The 17,752-nt window shown below is 62.5% G+C and carries 14 protein-coding genes and 6 pseudogenes; 4 read left to right on the top strand and 16 right to left on the bottom strand.

Annotation, left to right across the window (positions count from 1 at the left end; translation table 11 throughout):
• Positions 1-224: 224 nt before the first annotated feature.
• A complete protein-coding gene (locus AB1I47_RS31210) occupies positions 225-368 on the bottom strand; it encodes a hypothetical protein (RefSeq protein ID WP_354687527.1) in 144 nt (47 codons plus the stop codon).
• A 1,128-nt stretch (positions 369-1,496) separates the two neighbouring features.
• Positions 1,497-4,577: a transglycosylase domain-containing protein gene (locus AB1I47_RS31205; protein ID WP_354687526.1), complete on the bottom strand. Its 3,081-nt coding sequence runs from the start codon at positions 4,575-4,577 to the stop codon at positions 1,497-1,499.
• 469 nt (positions 4,578-5,046) lie between these two features.
• Between AB1I47_RS31205 and AB1I47_RS31200 the strand changes: the two genes are divergently transcribed.
• Positions 5,047-5,310, top strand: coding sequence for a hypothetical protein (locus AB1I47_RS31200; RefSeq protein ID WP_354687525.1), 264 nt, complete (start codon positions 5,047-5,049; stop codon positions 5,308-5,310).
• A gap of 133 nt (positions 5,311-5,443) precedes the next feature.
• On the opposite strand, the pseudogene AB1I47_RS31195 reads toward AB1I47_RS31200, so the two are convergent.
• From AB1I47_RS31195 to AB1I47_RS31140, 12 genes and pseudogenes are all read right to left on the bottom strand, one after another.
• Positions 5,444-6,280: pseudogene (locus AB1I47_RS31195) on the bottom strand (IS110 family RNA-guided transposase); the annotation flags it as partial.
• A 258-nt stretch (positions 6,281-6,538) separates the two neighbouring features.
• On the bottom strand, positions 6,539-7,108 hold the full coding sequence (gene phaP / locus AB1I47_RS31190) for a TIGR01841 family phasin (protein ID WP_354687523.1): 570 nt from the start codon (positions 7,106-7,108) through the stop codon (positions 6,539-6,541).
• 194 nt (positions 7,109-7,302) lie between these two features.
• Positions 7,303-7,500 carry a hypothetical protein gene (locus AB1I47_RS31185; protein ID WP_354687522.1) on the bottom strand — a complete coding sequence of 66 codons (198 nt, stop codon included), beginning with the start codon at positions 7,498-7,500 and terminating at the stop codon, positions 7,303-7,305.
• 428 nt (positions 7,501-7,928) lie between these two features.
• Positions 7,929-8,147: a hypothetical protein gene (locus AB1I47_RS31180; RefSeq protein WP_354687521.1), complete on the bottom strand. Its 219-nt coding sequence runs from the start codon at positions 8,145-8,147 to the stop codon at positions 7,929-7,931.
• Positions 8,144-8,389, bottom strand: coding sequence for a hypothetical protein (locus AB1I47_RS31175; RefSeq protein ID WP_354687520.1), 246 nt, complete (start codon positions 8,387-8,389; stop codon positions 8,144-8,146). The genes AB1I47_RS31180 and AB1I47_RS31175 overlap by 4 nt, the downstream gene beginning before the upstream one ends.
• Positions 8,390-8,396: 7 nt before the next feature.
• Entirely contained in the window at positions 8,397-9,230 is an 834-nt protein-coding gene (locus AB1I47_RS31170) for an ExeA family protein (RefSeq protein WP_217435603.1), read from the bottom strand.
• Positions 9,227-10,471: pseudogene (locus AB1I47_RS31165) on the bottom strand (DDE-type integrase/transposase/recombinase); the annotation flags it as partial. The pseudogene AB1I47_RS31165 and the gene AB1I47_RS31170, both read right to left, overlap by 4 nt.
• A gap of 119 nt (positions 10,472-10,590) precedes the next feature.
• A complete protein-coding gene (locus AB1I47_RS31160; protein WP_354687519.1) occupies positions 10,591-11,583 on the bottom strand; it encodes a tyrosine-type recombinase/integrase in 993 nt (330 codons plus the stop codon).
• On the bottom strand, positions 11,580-12,479 hold the full coding sequence (locus AB1I47_RS31155) for a tyrosine-type recombinase/integrase (protein ID WP_354687518.1): 900 nt from the start codon (positions 12,477-12,479) through the stop codon (positions 11,580-11,582). The genes AB1I47_RS31160 and AB1I47_RS31155 overlap by 4 nt, the downstream gene beginning before the upstream one ends.
• 5 nt (positions 12,480-12,484) lie before the next feature.
• Complete coding sequence (locus AB1I47_RS31150; protein ID WP_354687517.1) at positions 12,485-13,723, bottom strand: tyrosine-type recombinase/integrase; 1,239 nt, start codon at positions 13,721-13,723, stop codon at positions 12,485-12,487.
• A 153-nt stretch (positions 13,724-13,876) separates the two neighbouring features.
• Positions 13,877-14,074, bottom strand: a pseudogene (locus tag AB1I47_RS31145) (IS481 family transposase); the annotation flags it as partial.
• Between the two features lie 114 nt (positions 14,075-14,188).
• Complete coding sequence (locus tag AB1I47_RS31140) at positions 14,189-14,452, bottom strand: transposase (RefSeq protein WP_354687516.1); 264 nt, start codon at positions 14,450-14,452, stop codon at positions 14,189-14,191.
• 452 nt (positions 14,453-14,904) lie between these two features.
• On the opposite strand from AB1I47_RS31140, the pseudogene AB1I47_RS31135 reads away from it, so the two are divergent.
• Positions 14,905-15,136: pseudogene (locus tag AB1I47_RS31135) on the top strand (IS110 family transposase); the annotation flags it as partial.
• Between the two features lie 626 nt (positions 15,137-15,762).
• Complete coding sequence (locus AB1I47_RS31130) at positions 15,763-16,134, top strand: PHA-granule associated protein 4 (protein WP_354687515.1); 372 nt, start codon at positions 15,763-15,765, stop codon at positions 16,132-16,134.
• 128 nt (positions 16,135-16,262) lie between these two features.
• On the opposite strand, the pseudogene AB1I47_RS31125 reads toward AB1I47_RS31130, so the two are convergent.
• Together AB1I47_RS31125 and AB1I47_RS31120 are read right to left on the bottom strand one after the other, a co-directional pair.
• Positions 16,263-16,421: pseudogene (locus tag AB1I47_RS31125) on the bottom strand (heavy metal sensor histidine kinase); the annotation flags it as partial.
• A gap of 21 nt (positions 16,422-16,442) precedes the next feature.
• Entirely contained in the window at positions 16,443-17,123 is a 681-nt protein-coding gene (locus AB1I47_RS31120) for a heavy metal response regulator transcription factor (protein ID WP_354687514.1), read from the bottom strand.
• 178 nt (positions 17,124-17,301) lie between these two features.
• On the opposite strand from AB1I47_RS31120, the pseudogene AB1I47_RS31115 reads away from it, so the two are divergent.
• Positions 17,302-17,752: pseudogene (locus AB1I47_RS31115) on the top strand (multicopper oxidase domain-containing protein); the annotation flags it as partial.

Genomic DNA, 17,752 nt, shown 5'->3' with positions numbered 1-17,752 from the left:
CTGTCTCGTCCACTTTGGTGTCCGCAATAATTTGGTGGGCACCAAATTACCCAAAACCTCAATTACCCGTCCAGAACGGCCACCACGAGGCGCTTACCGAATATCAGTGTGATCCGCATTTGATCTGAATTTCCTGAGGGCGACGTAGCAGTAATTCTCGACGGTGGGTTAACGAAGCGCTGTGTTACACGGCGGGCGCCTCTTCCGATACGGCCAACGAGTTGTCAATCGGATTGGTTCGGTTTCTGGTCAGTGCGATCGACCTCGCGGCGCAGACTCGCGACGGGATCCCAGGCTTGTGGCATCCACGAGCGCACAGGCCCTTCCTCGCCCTTCTTGACGGGCAGTTTGGTGGCAGTTTCGGCCATGTCTATTCCTCCATCAGGTTGATTGGATGGCCTCGCTCGACGCCGCGTTAGGTCCATCCTCTTCGGAAGCGCGTGTCCTCGTATTCAGGTGCACTGGCCCCCGTTCGTCGAACTGGCGCATGTGAGTCGGCCAGTACTCAATCCGGCTCCAGCGGCCGGCCCGCGTCGATAGGCGCCGATCAGTGGCGCCCTCACCACCGGCACTATCGATCTTGTTGTCGATCTTTCTATTGGGGCGCAAGAACCATTCCAATGGTGTCAAGGGCCATTACAGCCCCGAACCGGCCACCGGTTGGCGGGGATCCCTGATGGTGCGGGTAAAAGTTGCACCGCGGGAGGAAATCTCGCATTTGCCATCAGTGGCACCTGCACCCTGCAAGCCTGGCCGCGTCGTCCGGCGTCCTGAAGTGATTCCGCAGGGCCAGGCCCGCTGGCCTGATGTCCATGATGTTTTAACGGTAGCCTGAGCGGTATGCAGACCCCTAGCACCCATGCGGGCTGCCGGGCAATGCCTGCTTGAAACAGCTATCCCGAGCCTCGGCAGGCCGCCTTCTGCGCCGCTGCGGGGCTTTGCGCCCCGTCTTGGTCAGAAAAATGGGATTAATCTGGTTTGCCTTGAAAGGATTGCTGCCTCACAAGTTGCTCGCCAAGCTGGAAGTGGCAAGGGCATCGCCGCGACGAACTCAACTCACGCAATTTCCGTTCCAAGAGTTACCACTGGGGTTCAACGAATAGTTGTGTGTGTGACCATCCTTCCATGCCTTTGCCGGCAGTCCCACGGTAATGTAGCAGTTGGCGCGTTACAGGTCGAACGTCTACCAATGCCGGTCGAACGGTGTGGTCTGCGTCTGGCACATAAATGCGGCCATTGCACGAGATGCCCAGCAGTCCGCCGGCTTGGCATTGGCCACCACGCCGGCGAGCCCTTTCAATTTGCAGGTGTCGATCAGCGCCAGTTCCTTGGGGGAGAACGTGAAGAACGTGGTAACTCGCTGGACACACGACTCCGGTCGGTAAAAGGCGATGAGGGGGTAGTTGCCGTCGAGCAGGCACCGGAAGTAGCGCGGTCCCTGTGGACCTCGTTACGCCATTGGTCCCGGCGGCCGTGACATTTTCTAAGCGTTCCGTTCAGTCCACCGCGACGCCGACCGGCGGAGCTTCTTGGGGTTGGTCGCCGCAACGCATCAGGGGCTGCTCGCCACCTGGCGCGGCCAGGGCCGCCACCTGCGGTGCCATGTAGCGCAAGAGCCTCACTGCGAGCGCGCTGGTGTAGCGGTAGCTGGCCGCGTACGGCTCCCTCGCGCTGATGGTGACGGTGCCGAAGAAGCGTTCCCCCAATAGGAAGACAAAGGTCGCCGAGCGAGTCACCGAGCGCGACGCGATCAGCCGCCCGCCCGGGGCATACACCTGGAAGCGCTGGTCGCCGGTGCCGGTCTTGCCGGCCACTGGCAGCGGCGCACCGCCCTTGCCGGGCACCACGAACGCGCCCCGGATCGACCTGGCCGTGCCCCGCTCCACCACGTCCAGCATCGAGCGCCGCACCAGCGATGCCACTTCGGGCGGCAGCAGTCGCTTGCCCGGCGCCGGCTGCAGGACAAAGCGCGTGGCGTAGGGAGTGTTGGCGGCAAAATCGAGGCTGCGTACCGTAGCGGACGGGGTGGCCACCCCGTCGTTGAGGAGGATGCCGGCCAGTTCTGCGAGCGCAGCAGGCCGGTCGCCCGAGGCGCCGATGGCGGTGGCATAGGACGGCGTCAGCGAATCGAAGGGGTAGCCCAGGCGCTGCCAACGCTTCGCAATGCGCTGGAAGGCGTCCTGCTCCAGCAGGGTGCGGATGCGGTTGTCCTGGCCGGCCTTGCTGCGGGAGCGGAACAGCCACCGGTACACCTCCTGGCGCTGGGCGGTGCTGTCGCGCAGGATCTGCGCCAGCGTCGCATCCGGATGCTTGCCCAGGTATTCCACCATCCACAGCTCCAGCGGGTGGATGCGCGACAGGTAGCCGCGGTCATTGAGGCTGAACTTGTCGTGGCCATACTTGCGGTAGAGCGCCGGCAGGTCCTCGCCGGCGAGTTGCTTGTCCGTTAGCCGCGAGCGCAGGATCCGGCTGAAGCTCTCTTCATCCAGATCTGGCCGCGCGCTCAGCAGCGTCACCGACAGGCGCACCGCACTCAGGTGCGGCGTGCTCATGCGCACCCGGCCCAGCAGCGTGGCCAGGCGCTGGTCCGAGTTCTTGCCGCGGTAGTGCTGGTAGAAGCCGGTCATGTAGGCGCTGCCCTCCTGGTCGGCAAAGCGCGCCAGGTAGGCGCGGCGCTCGGGCGAGTTGCGGTCATCGAAGATGTCGCTCATGCCGGGCCTGGCGCGGAACATCTCATGGCGCACGATGTCGCGCATGAGGCGGATGAAGACCAGGTTGACCGAATGCTGAAACCCTTCACGCACGGTCATGATGCGCTCGCCTTCCCAGCGCTCGAAATTGCTGAAGCTCTGCCGCCCGCCTCCGGTAAAGAAGGCTTCGCCCGGGTTGCCGGAATACTTGCGCTCCATGGCCGCTTCCAGCATCGGCGTCAGTTCGCGCTCCGCTGGCGAGCGCGCCTGGCTCAGGTAGTCGACTGCCCAGCGGCTGAGCGCATCCTGCTTCGCCGGCGTCACGCCGGCCAGCTCCGCGCGACTCATGCCGCCATAGCGGCCGTGCAGCTCGGTGACAATTTCCAGGTAGGTCACCAGCGTGCGCAGCTTGGCGGTGGACCCCAGGTTGAAGCGCGCCCCGCTGTTCACGTCGAACGGCTGGTCCACATTGTCGGCCTGCACCCGCACCACACTGGCATTGCCCACGCGCTCGAACAGTGTGAAGCTGGCCATCAGCTTTGACGGGTCATCCTGGTCGCGCAGCAGGTTGTGGCCGTACAGGCCCATCTTGCGGGCTTCGTCCTTGTCGCGCATGCGCAGCAGGATATCGGTGACAATGCGCTGCGCCTCCCGGTTGATGGTGCTGTCCGCGGTCAGGTCCAGCCGGTCCATGTCATAGCGGCTGTCGACGCCGGTCACCCGGCCGATGTCCGAGCGCACGCGGTTGACGGCCTTGCGCGTGACGAAGGGCTCCGGCTCGGGCTTGGGCGGCGGCGCCGCCTTGGCCAGCGGCTGCCGCAGCGCGGCGTCGCGCAACGCGGGCGTGATGATGCGGTTGGCCGCCAGCAGGCGTAGGTAGCTGCCGGTCAGCGCCTCCAGGTTGGTGTCGTCGCGGCGCAGGTGGTAGGACGGTCGGCGCTGCGCGATGATCAACGACAGCGCGCGCTTGAACGCCTGCGCTTCGCGGTCGGTGGGCGCGTGCGGATCCATCTGCCTCATCAGCCGGTTGGCCTCGCCGAAATCCTCGCCGTACCAGACCCACAGTGCATCGCCGATACCGTTGACCTCGCCAAAGCCCGCCCGCGCCGATAGCGGCACCGTATTGAGATAGTCGACCACAATGCGCTCACGCGCGCGCCGTGTGTCCGGCCCGTCCAGGTAGGCGCGCAGCGAGGCCGAGGCCATCTGCCGGAACTTCTCCGCGATCGATTGCGTGCGTCCCTCCGGCGAATGCCGATACTTCTCGGTCTGCGTGGCCAGCGTGCTGCCGCCGGGCGATTCGTGCGAGTTGTCGGCCAGGCGGATGACCTGGTCCATCACCGCCCGTGACAGGCGTGTCCAGTCGAGCGCCGGGTTCAGGTTGGGGTACTCCGGATTCAGCAGCCCCTGGTTCTCCACGAACAGCAACGCGCCGACCAGTACCGGCGGCACGGCCGCGAAGTTGTCATACTGCCGCTGCGGGTAGCGTGCGAACGCCAGCGTCAGGCCGTTGCAGTCGCGCAGCGCCAGGCCGGCCTGGCTCTTCTCGCGATACGGGGGAAAGATGCCGGAGTCCATCAGCCGGACCATCGCAGGCGACATGCGCGCCTGCTCCGCTGGCACGTAGCCGTATTGCGTCAGCCGCTCGGTGAAGTCTGGCATCCGGCCGTAGCCCAGGCGCACGTCATAGGGGCCAGATTGGGGAAAGCGGATGCTGTCGCTGGCGCCCGGCCGCACCTCGAAGGTGAACTGTCTGGTGAAGCGGCCAAGATAGTGCGCCTGCCATTGCGAATTGCGCACTTCGTTGACAACGAGGCCGTAGGCCACGAAGCCACCCCCACACAAGGCAACCGCCAAGCCAGCGAAAATCCAGCCACGACGCGACACGTCTCGGCTATCCGGTGCTACCGGCGCTCGCCAGCATGGGGATCATGCCAGCTCCAAGCGCAAGCGAGGCGGGTCGCTTTCGCGCACACCGCCTACCCTTTATATTACAACGGAGCCGGCGCGCTGCAAGCGCGCGGGCCACGCCTTTGGGTGTGCATCGTGCCAGAGATCCTCAACGTGCTGACTGCGGCCAGCCTGCGCCACGGGCTACCAGCCGCCATGGTCGGAGTGAGCGCAGCGCTTGTGGCCATGGGAGTTGACCAGGCCCCTTGGCGATCCGCAGCCACGACTTGGCGGGACCAGTGGTGGTGCGATGGGGCGTGCATCGGCGCCGCCTGTCAATGCGCTACGCTCGAACTATCGGGGCGAAGCCGGGGGCATTTCCGCCAGCACGACGGTGACCCGTGCCACGGACTTGTAACGGGTGGACTCGGCCAGACGCCGCACACACCTGATTGGAGACATCGCCATGCACACGACCAAGAGCGATTCGCGCTTGGCGAGCGCGAGTGAGATCCGCGAGATTGTCGGTCCGGTTGACGATGAAGTGCTCGCGCGGATCCTGAACATCGAGCCGACCGTTGAGGATGTGCTGCGGGCCTGCCAGTGGTTGCGAGCCGACGAGCATCTGTCGCGCAACCCGGAGTCCGGCTTGGGACGCAAGGCGGAAGCCGTGTTCGAAATTCTGGACGACGAGTTGCCTGATTTCAATTCGTCGGGCCGTCCAGGGTAGCGCGGATTGGATGCAAGTGGCCTGGCCCTTGCTCGCCCCGGCCAGGCACGCGCAAGAGTTCGCGACCGTGAGCTACAGGACATGGCCAAGAAGATCAGGATCATTGGGGGAATCCGTGCGTAGTTTGAGGCTGGATCAGCAGTTTGCGCAAATAGGGATCGCCACGTTTGCTGATATGGCCGAGGTGAACCTTGCCGCCGGTGCCACTCTGGGTTGGTACCAGGCCCAGGCTGGCCGCGAAGGCTCTGCCTGAGCGGTAAGCCTGGGGAGATCCCATGGTGGCAACCAGGGCCGTGGCGGTGATCGGGCCAATTCCCGGAATCGCATCCACACATTGGGCGGCAGGCTCGGTTTTTAGCCATGCAGCGATCTCTTGCTCGGCCGCGAGGATTTCAGCGTCCAACTGCCTGAGTCGCTGTAACTGGCGCGACAACAGTCGCCACAAGGGAGCCGGGATGGTTTGCTCGATCTCGCTCAGTCGGGTGACAAACTGCGCCATGGCAGCCTTGCGACCAAGCACGAAGTGCAGGCCGTATTCGCCCAGCAAGCCACGAATCTGATTCACTTGCCGCGTGCGGCTGTCGACTAGTTCCGAGCGAATTCGGTGCAATCCAAGTAAGGCTTGCTGTGCCTCAGTCTTTACCGGTATCGGTCGCATCCCAGGTTGCTGCGCGGCTGTCCAGATCGCGCGCGCGTCGGCCGCATCGGTCTTGTTGGTCCGCACGAACGGTCGCACGTACTTTGGGTGGAGTAGGATGGCTTCATGGCCCAGGCTGATAATCTTTCTTGCCCACCAGTGCGCGCCGGCACACGCCTCCAGTACGAACTTGCCGGGGGTGCGATTGCTCAGAAAGGAAATCAGTTGGGTCTTGCTGAGGCGCCGGCTGTGCGTCTCGCCCGTCTCTGGGTCGACCCAGTAGAGTTGGAAGATCGACTTTGCAAGATCCAGCCCATATGTCGTAGCATTCATTTGGGCTCTCCTTACCTCAAGTGATGGTTCGGATCTTCACTTTGGCACATCGATGCCGTCGGTCAAGCGAGAGCCCCTCATCGTGGAACCCCCGCTAGCGTTACTGACGGGCGGTGTTCATTCCATCTCTCCTCCTGCAATCAAATTTTTAGTGGCCCCGCTGGTCGGTAGCCTCCCCCGTCGAGCAGCGGCGCCGCCTCGAGGGCGCCTCGGCGCCTGCGCCGGCGTCACCTTGGCAACGCCGACGCAGGCCTCGCCTTAGCGCTTGGCCGCGCGCGCGGCCTGTGCAGTCGCCTGCTTGGCCGCGTTCGATGCCGCAGCGGCGGCGGTGTTCCAATTACTTTCGGCGAGCTCAGCCGCCTGCTTGGCGGCCTGCTGCATCGATTCGCACAGCGTGGTGCTGGCGGCCAGCGCCGATTGCCAGGCGGCCACGGCGGCCTCTGAGCCGGCCGGCGCGCCCTTGGCGGCATTGTCGATCGCGTCCTGCACTTGGCGCTTGTTCGCTTCATACTGCGCCTCGGCAACCTTGGCGAAGTCGGCACGCGTGGCCGAGGCGATGGCTGCCAGCTGCTGGCGATATGCCTGGGCCTGCTCGAGTGCCGGCTGCCAAAGACTGTGCTGCAGCCCTAGCAGCTCGGCCGCATCCTTGGCGGCGCAAACCTTGCGCGTGTTTTCCTGGGCGCCCGCCAGGGCCGACTTCATTGTCTGCAGATTCAGATTTATCAGTTTCTCGACGCCGTCGAGGGTCTTGCTGGTCAGACCGATCCAGATGTCGAGGCTGGTGGCCTGCACTGCGGCAATCTGTTCGGTGGTGAGTGGCGTAGCCATGAGGTAGCTCCTGAAGAAAAACGTCAGCATCTGCCCCGATGGCGGCGTGCCACTAGGACATGGTCATTGGATATCGGTCGCCGCGGCGCGGGTCACGCGCCCGTCAGCCGCCGTCGCGAGCCGATGCGCGCGGCGCCCAAACCACGCGGCAGCAATGGCTGCGGCGGGAACGGCAAGACGGTGCGCGGCAGCCCTTAGCCGGACCGCCCGACCGCTTTCAGGACAAACCGGCCGCGCTGGGTGAGGCGGGGGCACGCTTGCCCGGAGGGACGCGCCTCCAGCATGACGAGCTGGCGTTCCAGCAGGGTGTCGAGATCGGAGGGGTCCAGGTCCAAGGGGGCCGGGGCATCCTTGACCAGGATCAGGGTGGCAATTTCATGAGGACTCAGCATGGTGTCTCCTGGAATCTTCCATGTGTGCTGGGTGTGAACTTCGACAAAAGGTGCAGCGCCGCCCCGTGGCGCGTGCCGCCGTTGTTCGGCCTTGGCGCCGCATCTGTGGCGCCGAGTTCGGGAGGATCAGGCCTCCTCTACGGTTTGGGGGAGGCCATCCTAAACGCGCGGAAGCGGACTTCTCAAGATATGACATGTAACAGTTTGTGCAATGCTTTTTTTCGGTGTACTGTGCGTGAGCACGGAGTTTGATGGACGGGCGTGCTCGGTAAATGATGGACTTGGAGCGCGAGAGCGAGGCGGAGTCCATCGCAGATCTTGAACGCGAGCAGTCAGTGGTGATGGGCGTGGTGCCGGCGCTGGGGGGCTATTTGCCTGCGCGGGTGCGCAAGCGAACAAGGAGCCGAGAAGGCTCCTTGTTGTCTGGGTCAGAACGGTTCGTCCGCGCCTTTCCTGTCCGACGGCTCGTCGCAGGTTCTTAGATCTTCGCGCAGCAGATCGAACAGCGCCAACTGGTAGTGCGCACAGATTCGCTCGCGCAGGTCGTCAAGCAGTTCCACCACCGCCAGGGCTTGTTGTGGCGTCCAATCGGCATTGATGAGCAAGGACAGGCCTTGGGTTAGGCCGGAGGACTGGCGCCAGATCATGCGATTCCTCCAGTGTTTTTCCGTTTGGTGTGCGTGGTGATGGACATGCTTGCGCCGGTGTTATCGGGGTTCTGTCTCCCGGTGCGTTGCAATCGTGCCAGGGTATGGCAACGATTCTGTTCGTGGTAGTGCGACTCGAGCAGCGTCACCCGTTCGTGCAGGTAGTCGAGGATCGACGCGGCGTCCTCATCGGTCAGTTCCGGCAAGATGGGGCCGAGCAAGGGCAGGAAGGCTTTGGTCATGGGCATCTCAGCGCTTGGCGCGCCGGTTCTGGGTTGCGGTATAGGTTTCAAGGTAGAGCTTCTCGTCGATCTGGGGCAGTTCGCGTTGGGCGGCCTGGGCCAGCAGTTCGCCGGACAGGTTCATCAGGATGCGAGGGTTGCCGGCGGCGTGCTCGCACAGGGTCTGGCGCAGCGCCTCGGTCATCAGGCTGGCGTTGCCGGCGGCCGCCAGCAGGTGGTTCAGGCAGGCCAGCAACTCGTCCACGGTGGCGGCCTCGATGGCCAGGCGGCAGCGGATGCGGCTGCCCAGGGGGATGAGGTCCTCGCGCGAGAACTTCTCGGGCAGGCGGGCATCGCCAGCCAGCACCACGCACAGCAGCGCCTGGGAGTCGAAGCGGGCCGAGGCCAGCAACCGCAGTTCGGACAGCACTGGCGAACTCATCTCCTGCGCCTCATCGATCAGCAGCACGCAGCGCCGGCGGCTCGCTTCGAGATGGGCCAGCCAGCGTTCACGCAAGGCCTTGAAGCCGCCCCATCGGTTGTGCGTCTTGATGGGCACGGCGAACACGTCGCTCAGCTCGCGGTAGAAGTCCGCCAGGCTGCTCTGCGGATGGGTGATGGCACCGACCATCAGATCGGGCAAGCGGGTCAGGCGCTGATGGAGCACGCGCAAGGCCACGCTCTTGCCGCTGCCCGGGTCGCCATGCACCATTGCGAAGCCGCCCTCGCGGGCCATGCCGTTCTCGATGCGCCAGCAGAAGTGGTCCAGCTTGGAACTGACGAAGACCGCCTCGACGGGGATGTCCTGGGCAAAGGGGTTGAACTTCAGGCCGTACAGGGCCAGCAGGTTGGATGGCATCATGCTTGGGGTGAGGGATTCGTAGGCAGATAGGCAGGAGGCAGACCGGTGGCGGCATGCTCGGCAAGCAACTGACGCAGCAGCGGTGCGGGACCGTCCTGCGCAGACTCGTGGCGGGTCTCGGCGGCTATCCGGCCGCGCTGCCCATCGGCATTAGCGGACTTGTCCAGCGGGAACACTGCAGCCAGGAAGGCGCCGGTGCGCTCGTCGATCAGCTCCACCTGGGAGAGGTCCCAGCGTGCGTAACGCACGCAAACTTTCTCCAGATGGCGGTAAGCGCTTGGGATGACGAAGCGTCTGCCATCAAGGCTGAAGGTACCGTCCGCTCGGCGCTGGCGGCGAAGCAGACGGATACAGAAGGCGCGTCGCAGCACGGTGGCTTCAGGGCATGGCCGCGCCACATCGGCGCAGGACAGGTAGCGCTGCAGCGGCGTGGCTTCGAGTTCGGTGTTCGGTTTGCGGTGATACTCCTGCTCCGCCCAGGCTTGGGTGACGAGGTTAAGCCGATCGAGCGTCAAGTGCGCCTCGCCCTCAAGCATGGCCATCAGTCTGGATTCGATCTGCGCCCAGAAGCGTTCTTGCTTCCCGTTCTGGTATGGCGAGTAAGGCAAGGTAGTCTGGTGCAGGATGCCCAGGCTGGCCAGGCCCTCGACGAACTCATCGGCCATCATGGCCGAACCGTTGTCGGTCATGATGGCCCGCGGCAGGCCACGCTTCATGCAGGCCTGCGAGACGCCGTGCACCAGCGATGCGGTCGTCTCGTCTAGGAACCACTGGAGGTGACAGACCAGCCGGGAGTGGTCGTCCATCACGCACAGCAGCAGCGGCTTGTGCCATTGCCCGTCGGGCGTGATGACCTTGCGCGAGCCATGATGGAAGTCCAGGTGCCAGAGTGCGGCACCGTGATCGACTTCGTAGCTGCGCACCTCGCGGGTATCGCGCCGAACGGCCGCGGCGATGGCGCCCTCCGTGCTGGATCGCGGGGGAGGTTTGCGCACCAAACCGTGCGCCTTCAGATACCGGCACACCGTGGTATAGGAAGGCAACGTGTCCGGCCCGCCCCGAGTGGCGGCTTGCAGATTGTCGTAGTGCAACTGCATGGTCCAGCCGGGATGTTGCCGGTACTGCGCCACCAACGCCTCGATGATGGCCGGGCTCAGACTGACGAAGTGGCCGCAATCATCGCGCAGGCGATTCTTGAGTTGGTCGACCGGATCCTGAACGTGGCGGCTGCGGTAGAACCAGTTAGGGGCAGCAGCCCCTAACTGGTTTTCAGCGGAGCAAATTATTCAGCGGAGTAGAAGGCAGCAGATCGGGAAACTAGCAGTCCGAAGCCGCCCCCCACTCCGCATAAAAATACCTCTCACCCGCCTGCCCTGAGCAGGGCAATGAGTTGATCGGGGGGGCGAAAATGCCCCTTGCGGAGAGACGGCGGAGGCGTTGCATTCATGACTTCGAGCAGCGTCGTAGTATCCGCCCGCAGATACATCTCTGTTGTTTGTGTACTGGCATGGCCCAACCACAAAGCCACCTTACGGATGTCCCCTGTCGATTGCAGAATCAGAAGAGCACAGGAGTGTCGAAGGCAATGTGGAGATATGCGCTTTGTCAAAAGACTTGGACAATGCTTGGCCGCAGCCCGGACGTGTTTCTCCAGGATGTACTCGAACCCGGATCGGGTCATCGCTTCCCCACGCGCATTGAGAAAGACTTCCGGCGCTTTCCCCGTGGGACGTATGGCCAACCAGGCGCGCAAAGCGGTCGCTGTCTCCTGCCACAAAGGCAAGGCGCGTTCGCGGCGTCCTTTGCCGAGCACGTGAATACTGAGTTGGGGACTGAAGCACACGTTCTCCAGACGCAGACCGACTAACTCCGAGGCACGCAACCCCGCCGAATAGGCCACATACAACATTGCGCGATCGCGAATGCCATCGCACGTACTTAGAGCTGGTGCGTCAAGCACGGCTTGCATCTCTTCCCGGGTGAGGTACTGGACCAGCCGTGTGTCGGTCCGCTTCATCGGAATGGCTCGAATGCGCTGGACTTGCTCCAACGCGGACGGCTCCCGATACTCGATAAAGCGCATAAAGGAGTGGATTGCCGCGAGGCGGACATTGCGTGTGGCGGGCTTATTGTGCCGTTGCGTTTCCAGGTATTCCAGGAATGCCTGCACTCGTGGCGCGTCGATCTGTTCCAGCCGAAGCGCCGATGGTCGGACATTCAGATTCTGGGCGATGTACTCAAAGAGCAATCGCAAGCCCAGAGCATAGGTATCGCAGGTGCGTTCGCTGGCTCTGGTTTCCAACGGCAAGCGTTCGCGCAAAAAGACGCTGACATGGGTGGCGAGGGATGTCATGGCGTGGCTCCTTCGGCAAAGTGCTCGCACCGGGCGGCGATATCGACAAGTAGTTGCGGAGTGGTGTGCAGGTAGATATAGGTACTGGCGAGTTTGGCGTGGCCCAGGTAGGTCGACACCGCAAGCACGTGTTGGCTGACACGTTCCAGCCCATAAGGGCAGGCTTCCAGTGCGGCGACGGCCCAGCTGTGACGAAGGTCGTGGATTCTCGGACCGCGCTTACCAGGACCAGGATGCAGTCCGATCGCGCGCACCGCTTCCAAAAAGGTGGCCACGACGACGGGGTAGCTCAATTGCCTATAGCGCAGCGAGATGAAGAGATGATCATCCGAACCGCCGAACTGTCGGCGTCGTTGCAGATAGCGCTCGAGCCCAGCCTGCGCGCTTGGATGTAGGGGAATGATGCGACCCTTTTGGAATTTGCTTGCCCGGATCCGTAGACCGTCCGCAGTGATGTCCTCGAAGCGCAACGCCAACGCCTCCGAGATCCGCATTCCGGTGATAGCCACCAAGGAAAACAACGTGCAGTAGGTCCAAGGCCGCAATGAATCAACCGGTGGCAGCCGGGCGACATACTCCAGCAATTGGTGAATTTGGTCAGCTGTGAAGATGAAAGGCCGATACGGTTGGCGCTGACTGGAAAATATCCCTGAAGGGGGAACCTCGTGTCGGGCATCCTCCATTCTGGCGTAGCGCGCAAAAATACGAACCACGCTGAGACGATTGCCACGTTGACTGGCAGACGGTGCCAACGTAGCCCAGTCAATCGCACTTTGAGCGCGCACGTGAGTCTCACCGCGCTCAGCGGCAAAGCGTTCGAAGTTGCGCAGGTGTACTTCCTGGACTCGAAGTTGGAATCCCGCCGCGCGCCGAAGCGCCAGATAGTCTTCGATCAATCGCGTTAGCATGGCGAGACCTCTGGCCATGCCCGAGCTAGCTGGCGCAAGACTTTGAAGTCTACCTTCGCATACAGGGTCGTGGTATCCAACGAACGATGGCGCAGCAGTACAGCAATACTCTGCAGCGAAGCGCCGTCCGCGAGCAGCGATGTAGCTGCGGAATTCCTCAAAACGCGCGCCCCACAAGCAGGAGCAAGCACACCTGCGCGTTCAATCGCACGTCTGACGATACCGGAAATGCCGGATGACGTCAGCGCGGAGCTCACCGGCGGCGACATCCGCAGAAACAGGTACTCCGATCGACCATGGCGATGTGCCATGGTTAGATAATGCAGCAGGGCATCGCCCACCTCCTGAGGTAGTGGCAGTTGGGCAGTGCGGCGCGATTTGCCCATGACCTGAACGGTGGCCTGCTCCCAGTCGATATCCCAAAGCCGCAAACTGCATACATCTCCAGCCCGAAGACCTAACCGCGAAAGAAGTAGAAGCACTGCACGGTCCCGTGACCCAACCTCCGTAGCCGGATTGCATGCAGCCAAGAGCCGCTCAACATCGGAAGCGGGTAAGTACCTCGGAAGTGCGTCCAGACGCCAACCGGCAACGACGGGAATGGCCGCATCCAAACCGACCGGACTGAATCCTTGCGTAATGAGATAACGGACAAAGGTGCGTAACGTCGTCACCACCAGCTTGGCTTTGCTTCTACCATGCCGACTGGCTCGGTCTAGAACAAAAGCACGCAGCCGGGCCGCGTCGAATTGCTGAGGGTCATCCCCGAGCGCGCACAGAACATCCAGAATGATTCGTCCATACGCACGGAGCGTCGTGTCCTTTGCTCCGCGATGCTGCCGCATCCAATGACAAAACCCTACGAACAATGGAGGCAGAGGCTTTGCCGGAAGCTCGGCGGTAACAATGATGCCTGTCTTCCGAAGATACCGAAAAAACAGCCCCGCGCCGGCAGCATGACGTCCGCTGGAGCGCCGATATCCAGGGCATTGACACGCCGGTAGATGTTGCTTGAACCCTTCGACAGTACTCGCATTGAGGTCAGTTAGCGGTCGCCTACCTTGCTGAAGCCAGTAGCTCAGATGAGCCGCCGTCCTGAGATGGGATTGGATCGTGGGTGGTTGATAGCCCGCTTCAATCATGCTTGCGATGAAGCCGTCCAAATAGGGAGCGGCGGGACTGTGCCGGATCAGTGTCAACCGGGTGGGATGGGGGAAATAGGTCGCTAACATCTTGGGTCTCCTTCACGGTGTCGGGTGTCGACATGGTGAGAAGAACATCAAATGTTATGCAAAGTCGAGGCCTGTGCTTGCCTATCCTATATGGTTGATTTGCTGGGAGGCGGCAGCTGAGGCGTTGCATCCACTGCGCTGAATAATTTGCTCCGCTGAAAACCAGCGCTCGATCGTGGAAACGCCGAACTGAACATCGGCACCGGTGATGGGGTGCCGCCAGATCTTGGCGGCGAGTTCCTGCAGGGCTCGCTGCAGCTCGCCCTTGCCCGGCGGCGAGGCCAGCAATGGACCGATGACCGAGAAGCGCAGACGCGCCCATCGGTTGCGGTGATCGATGGAAAGTGACATGGCTCTCCCAATGGAGTGTGAAGAGGGAGACAGGCTACGAGCGGATCATGTGCGCCGCCATCGACAAGTTCTGCGGAATTCCTCCTGGTCCCGGACACCCCTCAGCCAGCGCGCTTAGCGCGGCGGCAGCAACAGGCGCAATACCTTGATCAGGCGGTCGGCGTCGGTTTCGGCCTGAACCGACGCCAGCATGCGTTCCGGATAGGAGGCGGTCTGCGCGGCGGGCGGCAGCAGACCGATGATCCAGCGTCCCGCGGGCGTGGTTGGGAACGTCTCGCTCCACCAGAGGCGCCAGCGCTTGAGGGTGGCCCAACTGACTGGTGGCAGCAGATCACCATCGGTGGCGCCGTACCCGCGCAGCACCACGATGATCGACATGTAGACGCGCCGCCCCAGGAAGCGCACAGAATCAGGCGTCGTACGCTTGCGGCATTCGGCACAGCAAAGGCTCAGGCGTGTGCTGCAGTCCAAGTGCGCCTGCGGCGGGCAGCCCCTTGGCTTACGCGGGTAGTCGGCGCGGTGCAACCGCTGGCCGCAATGGCGACAGCCACTTTCCTGCGCTGACTGCATCAGGTCTTCGTCGATTCTGCGCAACAGCGCAAAGAATGCTGGCATTTGCAGCAAGGCGTCGCACACTGCGATGTCCCTTCATTGTTGGCACAATAAAGGCGACATCTTCCCTCAAAGACGTGCGTGCACGATCTCTGAGGGAAGCTCCCCCAGCTTCCCTCAGCGTTCTTGATCAAAAACCCCCTGATTCGCCATCAAGAACGCCGCTTATGCACAGTACCCGACGCGTCAGATATGCCGCATGCGCCAAGCGTGGAGAACGCCCAGGCGACGCGTATCTGCGCAGTCTGCTGGTCCTCGGAGCCCGGGCCGTAATGGCCAACCTGGGCGACAAGCAAGACCGGTTCAGCCGATTGGGTCAGGAACCTGATAGAACGCCGGTGCTGCTGGCGTGCCGCCGTTGCCATCGCTGCCAAGAACGCGAGGATGTCCTGGGCCGTGCTGAAGTACGGCGATGATTTCAGAGCCGAACCAGTGACAGTGGCAGCCTGATGCCGTTGCCAATGCCTCTCCCAGCTCGAAAGCGACGACACAAGTCATGACCGGATAGAAGCTCACTTTGCACTGCCAGCGGTGATGTGAAGCGGGTTGGACCCGCGCGGGGCGTACCTGAAATATTGAATGGGGATTCTCATCCCGATTAGCGAGCGAGGCCCCTGCGCGCGTCTTTCATCAGGGTCCGGGCCATTATAGTGCCGCAGTCCTTCTCCTTCCCACTTGCACCAGCCAGGCGGCGCAGCATTTAGAAGCACCGAGAATCAACGTTGAACTTGCGTTCAGCGGGGAAGCCCTTGTAGTGCAATATTCTCCGTTTTCTGAAGCGACCCCTGATGCCCTCTGCACCCGCTTGCCGGCGCCACCCCGGTGGTTGATGTTGGTTCGGTAACGCACGGTAGCTAACAAGCCATGCCGTGGGCCGGCTCGGAACGGGCACGCCAGGAAGGCGAGCCAGGAACCTATGGCCGTGGTAGAGCGACGTTGCTTTTTGCATTGCTGGATCGTGCGCTATAAACTTGGCAACTTGACAAAGCTTGGCATACCCTTCGCACCCACGAGCCTCAAGGGAAGCTGGAGCGCCGTCATTCGCCCGGCCGGACTTTCACATCTCGTATTCGTCCATGAGAATCTACGTTGCCAGAAGCCGTCGCAGCGCGCTCGAGCGTATCCAGTCGGGGGCGAAGGGCATGGTCGAACTCGACTATGACACCGGGTGGGAAGATGCCGTCGAACTTGGGCGCCTCGGACAAAAGTACGGCATTCTCGTCCAGTTCAGAAGTGTCGAGCATATTGCCGTGCGCTCCGCGGAAGGCCTGCGGCGCGGGCTTCAGGAACCCAAGGCCACCTTCAGGCAACGCCACCTGTACTGTTTGTTTGACTTGACATCGCTGGCCGATGCGGAGCTACGGGAACTGGAGGCACTAGCCATCGGCCACGGCGACTACATCATCCCCGGCCATCTGTTGAGGGAACCGACCTGCATATGGGATTGAGTATGAATTCGCTTATCCATCGGGGCTGGCCTTCCTTGACGCATTCGAATCCTTGGCACCCCGTCTAAACGCGGAGCCACCTGGAGAGGCGCGGGCTATACGTCGGCCTCCAAGCGCTCCCGGCGAACTGGGGATTTCCCGGCGATCGTCTGGATCAGGCGAATGTTGTCGCCCAGCACTACATAGTCTTCGGTCGCGAAATGGCGCTCCATCGCCAGCCAGATGAGCACGCCCAGACCCAGCAATACTACCGCGGACGACAGCGAGAACAGAATGGTCAGGCGCATCGTCAAGGACAGACGATGACCTCATTCCTGCTCCTGCGGCACTTCCAGGACGTAGCCCATGCCTCGAACGGTCTGGATCAGATTTGTCTCAACATCGTCGTCGATCTTCGCCTGCAAGCGACGAATGGCCACGTCGATCACATTGCTGTCGATGTCAAAGTTCATATCCCAGACCTGAGAGGCGATCAGGGACCGCGGCAAGACCTCCCCGCGCCGGCGGGCCAGTAGTTCGAGCAGCGCAAACTCCTTGCTGGTCAGGGCGATGCGGCGACCCGCGCGCGAAGCCTGGCGCCTGGGCAGGTCCAGCACCAGGTCGCCCACCTGAATGCGGTCCACCGCCGGCTGTACGATGCCGCGACGCAACAGCGTCCGGACCCGGGCCAGAAGTTCCGAGAATGCGAACGGCTTCACCAGACAGTCGCCCCGCTCCAAGCCCCTGACCCCGTCCGCCACGCTGTCACGGGCGGTCAGGACCAAGATTGGGACCGCGTTTTTCGCGGCACGGACTGCCTGCACGATGCGCCAGCCATCGAGATCCGGCAGCATTACGTCGAGGATAACGAGATCGTAGGACTCATTCATTGCCAGATGCTGGCCGTCGATCCCATTGGTGGCCAGATCGACAACGAATCCGGCCTCGGTCAGTCCCTGCCGCAGATACTGGCCTATCTTGGATTCGTCCTCTACCACCAGCAGCTTCATCTTTTGGGCTTTGCCCTTCTTTCTGAAGGTGAGCCAGCCCCTTGCGCCAGCTCGGTACGAGTTAGTCTACCCAGACGCTCTTACAAATGAAGCGAACCTTCCCGGAATGTAATCTTCAGGTAAGTTGACCGTAGGCTCGCTCTCGCTACGCTCTCGAAAGCAAATTGGGGCCAACTTTATGCGACGTGACCGACCGTATGGCATTGTGCTGCCAAACCTTCCGCGGCGCCGTTTTGTGCAGGGCCTGGCCGCGGGGGGCGTGATGGCCGGGCTGTCCGGATTTGGTGGCAATGCGTGGGGACAGGCGCCGCAGCGGGCGAATAATGTCTTGTACGGCACAGCGCCGGTGCTGCGTGGACCGGCTTCGACCTGGTGATCGAAGAGTCGGTCGTTAACTTCACCGGGACGCCGCGACTGGCGACGACCATCAACGGGATGTTGCCAGGGCCGACGCTGCGCTGGCGGCAAGGCGAGACGGTGACGATTCGGGTGACGAACCGCTTGCGCGAGCCTACGTCGATTCACTGGCACCGGATCATCCTGCCGTTCCAGATGGACGGCGTGCCGGGCATCAGCTTTGCCGGCATTGCCCCAGGCGAGACCTTCACCTACCGCTTCAAGGTCGACCA

Source organism: Cupriavidus necator (assembly GCF_040578825.1).
In the GTDB taxonomy this organism is placed as follows: Bacteria; Pseudomonadota; Gammaproteobacteria; order Burkholderiales; family Burkholderiaceae; genus Cupriavidus; species Cupriavidus necator_E.
The sequence above is the reverse complement of the archived record's forward strand: the minus strand, read 5'-3'. Positions and strand labels throughout refer to the sequence as shown.